Source organism: Streptomyces sp. NPDC006923, assembly GCF_040635655.1.
In the GTDB taxonomy this organism is placed as follows: Bacteria; Actinomycetota; Actinomycetes; order Streptomycetales; family Streptomycetaceae; genus Streptomyces.
Genome location: NZ_JBEYIF010000007.1, coordinates 49,303 through 62,759, shown reverse-complemented (window position 1 = coordinate 62,759; position 13,457 = coordinate 49,303). Strand labels below are relative to the sequence as shown.

Genomic DNA, 13,457 nt, shown 5'->3' with positions numbered 1-13,457 from the left:
GGGGGCCGGAAAAGGGGCTGTGCCACGAACAGCTCTAAGCAGGAGTCGGGATCAGCTCGCCGGATGCGGCGGCTGTGACGAAGGTGGTGAAGGCGCCCGCAGCGACCGCGAAGACCGGCCCCTCGGGGTCCTTCGAGTCGCGTACGGCGACGGCGGCGGTGCAGGCGGCGACCTCGATGCAATTACCGCCGGTGTCGCTGCTGTGGCTCGACTTACGCCAGGCGGCGTCACCGATCGGCGCGCATTCGATGCAGTCGCCGCCGGTGTCTCCGCTGTAGCTCGACTTACGCCAGGCGGCGTCACCGATCGGCGCGCACTCCATGCACTGGCCGCCGGTGTCTCCGCTGTAGCTCGACTTACGCCAGCGTGCGCCCGTCGGGTTCGGGTTGCTCTCCATAGCGTTCCTCCATTACGCGGGCGATCAATGCCGCCGAGTCCCCCACGGAGAGTGCGGCGGCCTGCAAATGATCGTAACGGAGTGAACGAGCCTTGACTTCTTGTGGATTGGCCGTTGGATGCCCGGATTCGTATCCCTCGGTGTAGGCGATGTCCGGGTCGTCATCGAAGCGCAGCACATTGAAGGAGCCCATCAGCCCGGCGTGCGCGCCGGCCGAGAACGGCAGCACCTGGATCTGCACCCACTGAGCGTCCCGGAGGGACAACAGGTGGGCGAGTTGGTTCCGCATTACCTCCCGACCGCCGATCTCCTGGCACAGCACCGCTTCACTCAGGACCGCCCATACCAGGGGAGGGTTGTCCCGCTTGAGAATGCGCTGCCGTTCCAGCCGGGCCGCGACTCGTTCTTCGAGTTTGTCCGTCGTCAGGGCGCTGATAACGGCTCGTGCATACTCCTCGGTCTGGAGCAGGCCGTATACCAACTGGGCTTGAAAGGCGCTGATGTAGGACGCCCGCGCCTCCATCTCCGCGTACTGCTGGAACCAGGGCGGCAGTTGGCTACGGAGCACCAGCGGCACCAGCCGGCTCAGCGTGCCTCCCGTGCCCAGCGCCGCGTCCACGCGCTCCGAGAACTGCCTGGTCGGCACCTTGCGAGCCGTCTCGATCTGGCCGATCAGCGAGCCGGTGCAGTAGATGATCGCGCCTAACTGCTTCTGATTGAGGTTGGCGGCTTCGCGCAGGCGGCGAAGCTCGGCGCCGAAGTAGTCGAGCGGTGACGCGCTCGGGTCCAGGTCGCGGATGGTTGACACGACGGCCTCCAACGTTACGGAGCGTTGCCTGTAGTTCGTAGCCGAGCGTAGTCATACCGTTGCACTCTTGGTGGGTGAATACGACAACCCGTCCCCATCACGCTGGAGTCGACGTGCTGAACAGCGGAGAGTGCCCGCCCACCTGTTACGGCATGAGCTTCACCGTAGGTGAGCACTCGGCCCGGCATCTGCGCCGCATCGTGCGTACGTATCTCTCCGTCTGGAATCTGGAGGAGCTCTGCGACGCGGCCGAGTTGGCACTGACCGAACTGCTCGCCAACGTCGTGCGCCATGTGCCGGGCCGTGGCTGCTCCGTACTGATCCTGCGGCAGCCGGGCTCCCTGCGTGTCGAGGTGACGGACAGGGAGCCGCGGCTGCCGCAGCTCACCATGGGCCAGGACCCGGACGACCTGGCCGAGGACGGCCGGGGCCTGCTGCTGGTCGACGCCGTCACCGACCGGTGGGGCGTGCGACCGCAGCCGGGCGGCGGCAAGACGGTGTGGTTCGAGTGCGAGACGAAGGGGCCGGGCGCGGAGCTTCCCGGGCCCTCAGCCGGTGGCTGAGGCCGGCTCGCGTACGGGTCCCGCCCCGTCCGGAGGCGGCCCGTCACCGTCGCGCCTGCCGCCGGGCAGCACTCGCGCCAGCCAGTGCGACCGCCCGGCGGCCAGCGGTCCGAGGACCGCGAGCACCAGCACATACCCGGCGATGAACGGAGCGAGCCGCTGGTCCAGAGCCGCTCCCGCCGCCATCGTGGCGAGAATCAGGGCGAACTCGCCGCGCGCCAGCAGGGTGGTCGAGATGTTCGCCGCGGGACCCGCGCCGAAGCCGAAGACACGAGCGGCGGCGAGACCGGCGACGACGTTCATCAGCAGTGTCACGGCGACCGCGGCGAGCACCGGCCACAGCACGGTCGGCAGATCACCCGGATTGATCGACACTCCGAAGGCGAAGAAGAAGATCGCGCCGAAGGCGTCCCGCAGCGGGTGGACCAGCTTGCGGATGCGGTCGCCCGACGACGTACTGCCGAGCATCAGGCCGACCATGAACGCGCCGATGGCGTCCGCGACTCCGAACCACTCCGACACACCGGCCACAAAGACCGCCACACCGAGGAAGGAGATGACCAGCAGCTCGTCATCCTTGGTGGACATCAGCCGGCCGACCAGCCGGGTGCCGAAGCGCGCGGCGAGCGCGAGCAGCAGCAGGAAGCCGAATGCCTTTCCGCCGTCCGCCAGAGCCGCCGAGAGGCTGTCCGCGCCCGACAGGATCGGCTGGAGCGCGGCGAGATAGAGCGCCAGGAAGATGTCCTCGACCACGATGATGCCGAGAATCGGCTTGGTCTCCGGATTGCCGATACGGCCCAGGTCCACCAGGACCTTGGTGACGATCGCGGACGACGAGATGCCGAGCACCCCGGCCAGCACCAGCGCCTCGGACGTGCCCCAGCCGAGTGCGAAGCCGAAGCCCAGGCCCGCGCCGACGTTCAGCGCCAGATACGTACCGCCGGCGAGGGCCATCTTCCGGCCACCCGCCTTGAGGTCGTCCAGATGGAATTCGAGGCCCAGATAGAAGAGCAGCAGTACCAGCCCGAGGGCCGAGAGCATTTCCAGGTCGTGCGGGTCGGAGACCAGCACAAAGCCAGGAGTGTGCGGGCCGAGAAGGATCCCGGCCAGGATGAACAGGGGGATCGTGGGCAGCTCGATTCGGCTGCCCAGCCGGGCGAGTACGGCGGCGGCGAGGAAGGCGCCGCCCATGGCTATGAGGGTTTCCGCGTGTCCGATGGGCTCGTTCCTCCGTCTGGATCGAAGCGTCGGGGCGCCTGGCTGTCGGCGCATGGGTCAAGGGATCGTCAAGGAATCGTCAGTAATTAGTTTACCAAACGGTTTACTGAGCAACTGTCGGCCCGGGCCCGAGGGGGTGCGCGACGGTGTGCGGACGGCCGGGCCTGGATCAGGCGTAGGCCGGTCGGCGGCGCGCGTCTCGCCTGGTGGACGCCGAGGGCGGGTCGGCGTCCGGGCCGGCCGGCCGCCCACCGGTCGGGCACGGCGTGTCGGCCAGTGGGGGAGCCGGCGTTCCTGGCCGGGGTCCGGCCTTTCCGGCCGGGGGGAGTGGCGATCTCCGCTATCCGGACGGTGCCGGGAACTCGCGCGTCGCCCCGACGCCGCGTAATGCGATGGGTAAAACCTGGTGAGCGGGCGCGCATTCGAAGCCGTAAATACCAACGGCCGTGCGTTATGCCCCAATTGATCGATACAAAAGGGGTCATACGGTCAATCCATGGTCCCCCCAGGCCCCGTGTCGTTTCGCTCTGGGCCCGCCGGTTCATTTCACGGCGCGAGCGATGCGCATTCCCTCTGTCCGGCGCGCGTAAATGCCCCGAACATCGGGGCGTGGCAGCGGAATTCCCCCGCGAATGCGCTGCGACACGCCGAGCGCCGGAGCCGCGCACGCCCCGGCGCGCGGGGCGTGCGATTGGCGAGAATCCGACGACGATGATGGGTCACCGGCCCACACCCACGCGGAGGTTGATGGCACGATGGTTCGAGCGTGGTGAGCGGCGGTGTCGTCTCCGCGTGGCAGGGCATGAGAGCAAGGCGGACCGACCGAGGGTGTGATCAGTTGTGGCCATTTCACTATCTGTGGTTGTGCTGTTGGCGGTCATCCTCGTGGTGCTGATCCGCGGCGGCTCGCTCAAGGCCGGACCTGCGATCGTCGCGGTGCTCTTCGGCTTCTTCCTGGCCTCCACCAACATCGCTCCATCGGTGAATCGATTCCTCAACTCCATAGCCGACACCGTCAGCCAGATCACCTTCTGACGGCCCGACCGGCTCGCCGGCCGGAAGCCCGGCCGCTCCGGGACACGGGCGGGCGTGGTGCGGGGCGTCGAGGTGGAGCCCGCGCGGTGCGAACGGCCCGGACGTCGGAACGTGGCCGTATGAGTCGGCAGGGGTCGGATCGCGGACCGGCAATGACTCGGGGCCGGGTCAGAGGAGATGCCTCTGACCCGGCCCCGAGTCATATGGAGCGGGCGACGGGAATCGAACCCGCGTAGCTAGTTTGGAAGACTAGGGCTCTACCATTGAGCTACGCCCGCACAGCGCGCGCCGCAGGTCGTACGACCGCGGCACGAACAGCATCGTAGCGGGTCCCGGCCGTCGGTCGCACATCAGTGGTGCCCGGCGCCCGGCCGGCGCGCGGTATGCGCCACACCGTCCGCGCACGCCATTCAATCGCGCCATCCATAAGGGGCCGCCGCCCGAAGGCCGGACACCCATAAGGACTGTTTCGAGGGAACCGGTCCGGCGTGCGCCCTCCGGAAGACGGACGCGAGGTCCGTGGGCATGTACCCTACGTGTCGCACCGACGGGGTGTGGCGCAGCTTGGTAGCGCGTCCGCTTTGGGAGCGGAAGGTCGTCGGTTCGAATCCGGCCACCCCGACCACCACGCTTGATCACATTGTGGGGCTCTTCCTGCTTGCGGTTACTATGCAGACTGCGTGCCTGTGTGTCTGAAGAGTCTCTGAAGAACCGGGCCGATCCGCTGGGCCGCCGCAGTGCGGCGGACGCAGCAGAACCCCAGAATCAGCCACCAAGGAGACCGAACCGTGAAGAGCGCCGTGGAGACCCTGAACCCGACTCGGGTTCGGCTCACTGTCGAGGTGCCCTTCGAGGAGCTCAAGGACAGCCTCGACGCGGCGTACAAGAAGATCAACCAGCAGGTCACGGTGAAGGGCTTCCGCAAGGGCAAGATCCCGGCCCGGGTCATCGACCAGCGGTTCGGGCGTGGTGCTGTGCTGGAGGAGGCCGTCAACGACGCCCTCCCGAAGTTCTACACCGACGCGGTCAACGAGGGTGAGCTGAATGTCCTCGGCCAGCCCGACGTCGACATCACCGAGCTGAAGGACGGCGAACTGCTGGCCTTCACCGCCGAGGTGGACATCCGCCCGACGATCGAGATCCCGGACTACTCCGGCATCGAGGTCGTCGTCGACTCCGTCGAGGTCACCGACGAGGACGTCGAGAAGTCGGTCGAGCAGCTCCGCGACCGCTTCGCCTCCACCAGCCCGGTCGAGCGCGCCGCCGCCGAAGGCGATGTCGTGACGATCGACCTGGAGGCCAAGGTCGACGGAGAGGTGCTGCCCGACGGCGTCGCCAGCGAGGTGGAGTACACCATCGGCTCCGGCGAGCTGCTCGACGGCATCGACGAGGCCGTCACCGGCCTGGAGGCCGGCGGCGAGGCCACCTTCACCTCCGAGCTGAAGGGCGGCACGGCCGAGGGCAAGGCCGCCGAGGTCACCGTCAAGGTCATCCGGGTCGCCGCCCGCGAGCTTCCCGCGCTGGACGACGAGTTCGCGCAGATGGCGAGCGAGTTCGACACCCTCGACGAGCTGAAGGCCGACAGCCGCAAGCGGCTGGAGAGCATGAAGCAGTACGACCAGGCCACCCAGGCCCAGGAGCGCGTCCTCGACGAGCTGCTGAAGCTGGCCGAGGTGCCGATCCCCGAGAAGCTCCTCGCGGACGAGATCAACACCCGCAAGCACAACCTTGAGCACCACCAGCTCGGTCAGATGGGTCTCGACCTCGCGAAGTACCTGGAGATCCAGGGCAAGACCGAGGAAGAGTTCGAGGCCGAGACCGAGGAGCAGGCGGTCAAGGGCATCAAGACCCAGTTCATCCTCGACGAGCTGGTGAACAAGGAGAAGCTGAACGTGAACCAGGAGGAGCTCACCGAGCACCTCATGCGGCGCGCTCAGTCCTCCGGCATGTCCCCCGACCAGTTCGCCCAGGCCGTCGTCGAAGGCGGCCAGGTGCCGATGCTCGTCGGCGAGGTCGCCCGCGGCAAGGCGCTCGCGGTGGTCGTGGAGTCCGCGAAGGTCACGGACACCAATGGCCAGCCGGTTGTGCTGGACGACGACGAAGAAGCTGCCGACAGTGCCGACACTGCCGACGCCACTGACACTGCCGCTTCTGACACTGCCGACGCCGACGCCCCCGCCGAGGCGGCCGACGCCCCCGCCGAGGGTACGGACAAGGGCGGCAAGGCCGACGCCTGAGCGGCCTCGCTCTGATCGCCAGGACGGGCCCCGGACGCGAAACGCGCCCGGGGCCCGCCCCGTCCGCCCCGCAGAGCCCGCGGGAAGCCCTCGGTGGCCCCGGGGGCCGGAACGGGGCCCGGAGGCCCGCAGCGGCCCGTAGGGAGCCTCAACTACCTTGCGCTCCCAGCGAACAGTCAGGGAAGCGGGATGGCGCCCGCCGACCAGCGCGTTAGGGTCCATGAATACGAGGGACGAGCAGTTTCCCGTCTCTCGGAACGAAGACGCTGAGACGGCCGCAGCCGTCAGAGACGAGCAGGTGGATACGTGACGAATCTGATGCCTTACGCCGCCGGTGAGCCGTCCCTCGGTGGTGGCCTCGGCGACCAGGTCTACAGCCGACTGCTCGGAGAGCGGATCATCTTCCTGGGCCAGCAGGTCGACGACGACATCGCCAACAAGATCACGGCGCAGCTCCTCCTCCTCGCGGCCGAGCCCGAGAAGGACATCTACCTTTACATCAACAGCCCCGGCGGCTCGGTGACGGCGGGCATGGCCGTGTACGACACCATGCAGTACATCCCGAACGACGTGGTGACCATCGGCATGGGCATGGCGGCCTCCATGGGCCAGTTCCTGCTGACCGGCGGTACGGCCGGCAAGCGCTTCGCGCTGCCGAACACCGACATCCTCATGCACCAGGGCTCCGCGGGTCTCGGCGGCACCGCCTCGGACATCAAGATCCAGGCCGAGCAGCTCCTGCGCACCAAGAAGCGCATGGCCGAGATCACCGCGCGTCACACGGGCCAGACCGAGGAGACGATCATCCGCGACGGTGACCGCGACCGCTGGTTCACCGCCGAGGAGGCCGTGGCCTACGGCATCATCGACGAGATCATCTCCGCTGCTTCGGGTGTTCCCGGCGGCGGCGGCACCGGGGCCTGAGCGCACCGCCCCGGATCAGCCGACCCAGCCAGCCCCGCCAGCGAACGCCACAGGATGGTGAACACCCACATGAACAACTACTCCGCGAGCGGCCTCTACACCGGCCCGCAGGTGGACAACCGTTATGTCGTTCCGCGCTTCGTGGAGCGCACCTCGCAGGGCGTGCGTGAGTACGACCCGTACGCGAAGCTCTTCGAGGAGCGCGTGATCTTCCTCGGTGTGCAGATCGACGACGCCTCCGCCAACGACGTCATGGCGCAGCTCCTCTGCCTGGAGTCGATGGACCCGGACCGGGACATCTCGATCTACATCAACAGCCCCGGCGGCTCGATGACGGCGCTCACCGCCATCTACGACACGATGCAGTTCGTGAAGCCGGACATCCAGACCGTGTGCATGGGACAGGCCGCCTCCGCCGCCGCCGTGCTGCTCGCCGCCGGCACGCCCGGCAAGCGACTGGCCCTGCCGAACGCGCGTGTGCTGATCCACCAGCCGTCCAGCCAGACCGGCCGGGAGCAGCTCTCCGACCTGGAGATCGCGGCCAACGAGATCCTCCGGATGCGTGCCCAGCTTGAGGACATGCTGGCCAAGCACTCCACGACGCCGATCGAGAAGGTCCGCGACGACATCGAGCGCGACAAGATCCTCACGGCGGAGGACGCGCTCGCGTACGGACTGGTCGACCAGATCGTGTCGACCCGTAAGACCACGGCCGCAGCGGCCGCCTGACGTACCCGGAGCCCTTGGCGCGGTGCCACGAGCATGTGAACCGCGCCAAGGGGGGCCCGAACGGGGCCCCGGGCAAGGTACCGTCGGATATGAGGCACAGGAGCCGCTGAACCAAGCTGCTCCCAGGCGAAGGGGAAGCACCTCGTGGCACGCATCGGTGATGGCGGCGACCTGCTCAAGTGCTCGTTCTGCGGGAAGAGCCAGAAGCAGGTGAAGAAGCTCATCGCAGGTCCCGGTGTGTACATCTGCGACGAGTGCATCGACCTCTGCAACGAGATCATCGAGGAGGAGCTCGCTGAGACCTCCGAGGTGCGGTGGGAGGAACTGCCCAAGCCGCGCGAGATCTACGAGTTCCTTGAGGGCTATGTCGTGGGGCAGGAGCCCGCGAAGAAGGCCCTCTCGGTAGCGGTCTACAACCACTACAAGCGCGTCCAGGCCGGCGAGAACGGCGGCGGGGCGGGCCGGGACGACGCGATCGAGCTCGCGAAGTCCAACATCCTGCTGCTCGGGCCGACCGGCTCCGGCAAGACACTGCTCGCGCAGACACTGGCGCGGATGCTGAACGTCCCGTTCGCCATCGCGGACGCGACGGCGCTGACGGAGGCCGGCTATGTCGGCGAGGACGTCGAGAACATCCTGCTGAAGCTGATCCAGGCGGCCGACTACGACGTCAAGAAGGCCGAGACCGGGATCATCTACATCGACGAGATCGACAAGGTCGCGCGCAAGAGCGAGAATCCGTCGATCACCCGCGATGTCTCGGGCGAGGGCGTCCAGCAGGCGCTGCTGAAGATCCTGGAGGGCACCACGGCCTCGGTCCCGCCGCAGGGCGGACGGAAGCACCCGCACCAGGAGTTCATCCAGATCGACACGACGAATGTGCTCTTCATCGTCGGCGGTGCGTTCGCCGGCCTGGAGAAGATCATCGAGTCGCGGGCGGGCGCGAAGGGCATCGGCTTCGGCGCGACGATCCGCTCGAAGCGCGAGATCGAGGCGAGCGACCAGTTCCAGGAGGTCATGCCGGAGGACCTGGTGAAGTTCGGGATGATCCCGGAGTTCATCGGCCGCCTCCCGGTCCTCACCTCCGTGCACAACCTCGACCGCGAGGCGCTGCTCCAGATCCTGGTCGAGCCGCGCAACGCGCTGGTGAAGCAGTATCAGCGCCTCTTCGAACTCGACGGTGTGGAGCTGGACTTCGACCGCCCGGCGCTGGAGGCCATCGCGGACCAGGCGATCCTGCGCGGCACCGGCGCGCGTGGTCTGCGGGCCATCATGGAAGAGGTCCTGATGTCGGTGATGTACGAGGTCCCGTCGCGCAAGGACGTGGCCCGCGTGGTCATCACGGAGGACGTGGTCCACTCGCATGTGAACCCGACGCTGGTCCCGCGCGAGCCGAGGATCGTGAAGAACGACGGCCGCCACGAGAAGTCGGCCTGAGGTGCGGACAGGTACGCGCGTCAAAGTACAGCGCTGACAGGTACAGCGGAGGCGCCCGGCCGGGTCAACCGGCCGGGCGCCTCCGTGTGTTGACCCGGTGGCCCCGGGACCCCGGACTCAGAGCTTGACGCGGACGTCTCCGCGGAGCTTGGCCGCGGTGGCGGCGGCCTCTTCGAGCGGGGTGCTCTTCCCGGTCACCGCGCTCGCGATGTCGACCGCCGTGGTGAAGGCGAGCGTGCTGTGGTCGCCCCAGATGCACATCGGGACGCTGAATTCCTTGGGGCCCGCCTCCGTCGAGGACGGGTCGGTGTTCTTGAACTTGAGGTCCTGGCACTTCATGACCGCGTTGTCCAGGCCGGCCGGCTCGTACGTCTGCGGGCTGCCCACCAGTTCGATGGCCTGCTGGGTGTCCTTGTCCGCCAGCGCCTGCTTGCGCATATAGGCGAACATCGCGTCGACGACCTTCTCCGGGTCGTCGATCTCGCCGTAGACACCGCCGAAGCTCAGGGCCTTGCCCTCCAGCGGATTGTCCTCGCTGCCCGACTCGTAGTCGGCGCCGACGTCCTTGGCGTTCTTCACGCCCCAGCTCTCGGCGTCCTTGAGGTCGCTCTCGGTCAGACCGCCGCTGCCGCTGCCGCCCTGACTCTTCCTGTACTGGCCGCCCAGCACCGTCGCGGGCGCCGTCAGCTTGTGCGGGCCGTCGTCGGCTATGGAGCCGCTGCCGCCGCCGGACGTCAGGAAGTAGGCGCCGGCCGCGATCACCGCGAGCGCCACCACGCCCACGCCGATGATCAGGCCCGTCTTCTTCTTGGGGGCCGGGCCCGGAGGGGGCGGGAACTGCCCGGCGCCGTAGGGAGGTTGCTGCGGCGGCTGACCGTAGGGCCCGGGCTGGCCGTAGGGCCCGGGCTGGCCCGGCTGGCCGTAAGGTCCGGGCTGCCCCGGCTGGCCGTAAGGACCCGGCTGGCCGGGCGGCTGCTGCGGATAGCCGTATCCCGGCGGGGGAGGAGGGCCCTGCGGCGGGCCGCCCGCCGGCGGCTGCTGAGGGTAACCGTAGCCGGGGCCGGGCGGTCCCTGGGGCGGCTGCCCGCCGTAGGGGTTGGGCTGGGGCCGGCCGTAGGGTCCAGGCGGCGGCGGACCGTCATACGGTCCCGGCTGGTTGTGGCTCATGGACGCTGTCCCCTCCAGATGCTTATGCGTTCCGAACATCCTGTCGGAAGAGCCGCTCCGGCGGGGCGGCCGGGGTCGCACCGTTACCCATCTATCCCATTTCAGTACGGGGCGGTGACACCTCTAAACTGGCCCGGTGACCGAGAACACTCAGCAGCAGCCAGCCAGCACCCCCGAACTGCCGACCCAGTACGCGCCGGCCGAGGTGGAGGGGAAGCTGTATGAGCGCTGGGTAGCACGCGGTTACTTCGAGGCGGACGAGAAGAGCGACAAACCGCCCTACACCATCGTCATCCCGCCGCCGAACGTCACCGGAAGCCTGCACCTCGGGCATGCCTTCGAACACACGATCATTGACGCGCTGACCCGACGCAAGCGGATGCAGGGCTACGAGACGCTGTGGCAGCCGGGTATGGACCACGCCGGTATCGCCACACAGAACGTCGTCGAGCGTGAGCTGGCCAAGGACGGCAAGTCGCGTCAGGACCTCGGGCGCGCGGCGTTCGTCGAGCGGGTCTGGCAGTGGAAGGAAGAGTCCGGCGGCCAGATCTCCGGGCAGATGCGGCGGCTCGGGGACGGCGTGGCCTGGTCCCGTGAGCGCTTCACCATGGACGAGGGCCTGTCCAAGGCCGTCCAGACGATCTTCAAGAGGCTCTACGACGACGAGCTGATCTACCGCGCCGAGCGCATCATCAACTGGTGTCCGCGCTGTCTGACGGCCATCTCGGACATCGAGGTCGAGTACCAGGACGACGAGGGCGAGCTGGTCTCGCTGAAGTACGGCGACGGTGAGGACACCGTCGTCGTCGCCACCACCCGCGCCGAGACGATGCTCGGTGACACGGCCGTCGCCGTCCACCCGGACGACGAGCGGTACGCGCACCTCGTCGGCAAGCAGATCAAGCTGCCGCTCACCAACCGCACCATCCCGGTCGTCGCGGACAGCCATGTCGACCCGGAGTTCGGCACGGGCGCGGTCAAGGTGACCCCGGCCCACGACCCGAACGACTTCGAGATCGGCCGGCGGCACAACCTGCCGAACATCGCGGTGATGAACGAGCGCGCCGTGATCACCGTCCCGGGGCCCTTCGAGGGGCTCGACCGGATGGAGGCGCGCAGCGCCATCGTCGCCGCCCTGCGGGCCGATGGCCGTATCGTCGCCGAGAAGCGGCCGTACACGCACTCCGTGGGGCACTGCTCGCGCTGCAAGACGACCATCGAGCCGCGGCTGTCGATGCAGTGGTGGGTCAAGGTCGGGCCGCTCGCGAAGGCCGCCGGTGACGCCGTCCGCGACGGACAGGTCAGGATCCACCCGAAGGAGATGGAATCCCGCTACTTCGGCTGGGTCGACAACCTCCACGACTGGTGCATCTCACGGCAGTTGTGGTGGGGCCACCGCATCCCCGTCTGGTACGGGCCGAACGGCGAGACCGTCTGTGTCGGACCCGACGACGAGGCTCCGACGGGCGAGGGCTGGACCCAGGACATGGACGTCCTGGACACCTGGTTTTCCTCCGCCCTCTGGCCGTTCTCCACCCTGGGCTGGCCCGAACAGACGCCGAGCGTCGAGAAGTTCTATCCCAACGCGGTCCTTGTCACGGGCTACGACATCCTCTTCTTCTGGGTCGCCAGGATGATGATGTTCGGCCTGTACGCGATGGACGGCACTCCGCCGTTCCACACCATCGCGCTGCACGGCATGGTCCGGGACCAGTTCGGCAAGAAGATGTCGAAGTCCTTCGGCAACGCGGTCAACCCGCTGGACTGGATGGACAAGTACGGCTCGGACGCGGTCCGCTTCACCCTCGCGCGCGGTGCCAACCCGGGCGTCGACGTGCCGATCGGCGAGGACTGGGTGCAGGGCTCCCGGAACTTCGCCAACAAGATCTGGAACGCCACGCGCTTCGCGATGATGAACGGCGCGACCGTCGAGGGCGAGCTGCCCGACGCGGCCGAGCTGTCCGCCACCGACCGGTGGATCCTGTCCCGGCTCAACGCCGTGGTCTCCGAGGTCGACGCGTACTACGACGACTACCAGTTCGCGAAGTTGTCCGACTCCCTCTTCCACTTCGCGTGGGACGAGGTCTTCGACTGGTATGTCGAGCTGTCCAAGACGACGTTCTTCGAGGGCGGCGAGCCCGCGAAGATCTCCGGACGGGTCCTCGGCGAGGTCCTCGACGTCACCCTGCGGCTGCTGCATCCGGTGGTCCCCTTTGTCACCGAGACGCTGTGGACCACGCTCACCGGCAAGGAGTCGGTGGTCATCGCCGACTGGCCGGCCGACAGCGGCTTCCGCGACCCGGCCGCCGAGCAGGAGATCGAGCACCTCCAGCAGGTGATCACCGAGGTCCGCCGGTTCCGGTCCGACCAGGGTCTCCAGCCCGGCCAGAAGGTCCCGGCCCGGCTGGACCTGTCGGGTACGCCGCTCGCCGCGCACGAGGCGGCCATCCGCCAGCTTCTGCGTCTTCAGCCCGAGGGCGACGGCTTCCACGCGACCGCGACCCTGCCGGTCGCCGGTGCCACGGTGGCGCTGGACCTGTCCGGGACGATCGACGTGGACGCGGAGCGCAAGCGGCTGACCAAGGATCTCGGCGCCGCCGAGAAGGAGAAGTCCCAGGCGGTCGCGAAGCTCGGCAACGAGGCGTTCCTCGCGAAGGCACCGGACAACGTGGTCGAGAAGATCCGTACCCGGCTCGCCAAGGCCGAGGCGGACATCGAGCGCATCAACGCCCAGCTCGCGGGGCTCCCGGTCGGCTGACAGCGACTGGGTCGGCTGACAGCGGCTGAGACCCGCCCACCCCGGCAGGGGCGGGACAGCGACACCGAGGCCCTCCGACCACGCCGGTCGGGGGGCCTCCCCGGTGTCCGGCGCGGCCCGTGTCGTCCGTACGGGTGACACGGTCCGCGCGCCGGACAAGCGGGGGGGAAGGACGGCGCGGCCG

The 13,457-nt window shown here is 68.2% G+C and carries 11 protein-coding genes and 2 tRNA genes; 8 read left to right on the top strand and 5 right to left on the bottom strand.

Annotated features, from left to right (window positions below; all coding sequences use genetic code 11):
- Positions 1-34 precede the first annotated feature (34 nt).
- On the bottom strand, positions 35-397 hold the full coding sequence (locus tag ABZ707_RS15985; protein WP_360174045.1) for a DUF397 domain-containing protein: 363 nt from the start codon (positions 395-397) through the stop codon (positions 35-37).
- Positions 357-1,205 (bottom strand): helix-turn-helix transcriptional regulator, encoded by an 849-nt coding sequence (locus ABZ707_RS15980; RefSeq protein WP_360174042.1) that lies wholly within the window; start codon positions 1,203-1,205, stop codon positions 357-359. Before ABZ707_RS15980 ends, ABZ707_RS15985 begins: the two co-directional genes overlap by 41 nt.
- 152 nt (positions 1,206-1,357) lie before the next feature.
- On the opposite strand from ABZ707_RS15980, the gene ABZ707_RS15975 reads away from it, so the two are divergent.
- Entirely contained in the window at positions 1,358-1,768 is a 411-nt protein-coding gene (locus ABZ707_RS15975) for an ATP-binding protein (protein ID WP_360174039.1), read from the top strand.
- On the opposite strand, the gene ABZ707_RS15970 is transcribed toward ABZ707_RS15975, so the two are convergent.
- On the bottom strand, positions 1,754-2,959 hold the full coding sequence (locus ABZ707_RS15970) for a cation:proton antiporter (RefSeq protein WP_360174037.1): 1,206 nt from the start codon (positions 2,957-2,959) through the stop codon (positions 1,754-1,756). The genes ABZ707_RS15975 and ABZ707_RS15970 overlap by 15 nt on opposite strands.
- 867 nt (positions 2,960-3,826) lie before the next feature.
- On the opposite strand from ABZ707_RS15970, the gene ABZ707_RS15965 reads away from it, so the two are divergent.
- Positions 3,827-4,021: a hypothetical protein gene (locus tag ABZ707_RS15965; RefSeq protein WP_360174035.1), complete on the top strand. Its 195-nt coding sequence runs from the start codon at positions 3,827-3,829 to the stop codon at positions 4,019-4,021.
- Positions 4,022-4,225: 204 nt separating this feature from the next.
- Here ABZ707_RS15965 and ABZ707_RS15960 read toward each other — a convergent pair.
- A tRNA-Gly gene (locus ABZ707_RS15960) sits at positions 4,226-4,299 on the bottom strand.
- A 270-nt stretch (positions 4,300-4,569) separates the two neighbouring features.
- Here ABZ707_RS15960 and ABZ707_RS15955 point away from each other — a divergent pair.
- The 5 genes from ABZ707_RS15955 to clpX all read left to right on the top strand — a co-directional run bounded on the left by ABZ707_RS15955 (position 4,570) and on the right by clpX (position 9,348).
- Positions 4,570-4,646, top strand: a tRNA-Pro gene (locus ABZ707_RS15955).
- Between the two features lie 163 nt (positions 4,647-4,809).
- Complete coding sequence (gene tig / locus ABZ707_RS15950) at positions 4,810-6,258, top strand: trigger factor (RefSeq protein WP_360174032.1); 1,449 nt, start codon at positions 4,810-4,812, stop codon at positions 6,256-6,258.
- A 318-nt stretch (positions 6,259-6,576) separates the two neighbouring features.
- Entirely contained in the window at positions 6,577-7,182 is a 606-nt protein-coding gene (locus ABZ707_RS15945; RefSeq protein WP_319678509.1) for an ATP-dependent Clp protease proteolytic subunit, read from the top strand.
- 54 nt (positions 7,183-7,236) lie between these two features.
- Positions 7,237-7,911, top strand: coding sequence for an ATP-dependent Clp protease proteolytic subunit (locus ABZ707_RS15940; RefSeq protein ID WP_360174029.1), 675 nt, complete (start codon positions 7,237-7,239; stop codon positions 7,909-7,911).
- A gap of 144 nt (positions 7,912-8,055) precedes the next feature.
- Positions 8,056-9,348: an ATP-dependent Clp protease ATP-binding subunit ClpX gene (gene clpX / locus ABZ707_RS15935; RefSeq protein ID WP_319678339.1), complete on the top strand. Its 1,293-nt coding sequence runs from the start codon at positions 8,056-8,058 to the stop codon at positions 9,346-9,348.
- A 117-nt stretch (positions 9,349-9,465) separates the two neighbouring features.
- Here the strand turns inward: clpX and ABZ707_RS15930 are convergent, their stop codons facing one another.
- Positions 9,466-10,515, bottom strand: coding sequence for a hypothetical protein (locus ABZ707_RS15930; protein WP_360174026.1), 1,050 nt, complete (start codon positions 10,513-10,515; stop codon positions 9,466-9,468).
- Between the two features lie 136 nt (positions 10,516-10,651).
- Between ABZ707_RS15930 and ABZ707_RS15925 the strand changes: the two genes are divergently transcribed.
- On the top strand, positions 10,652-13,273 hold the full coding sequence (locus tag ABZ707_RS15925; RefSeq protein WP_360174023.1) for a valine--tRNA ligase: 2,622 nt from the start codon (positions 10,652-10,654) through the stop codon (positions 13,271-13,273).
- The last annotated feature ends 184 nt before the right edge of the window (positions 13,274-13,457 follow it).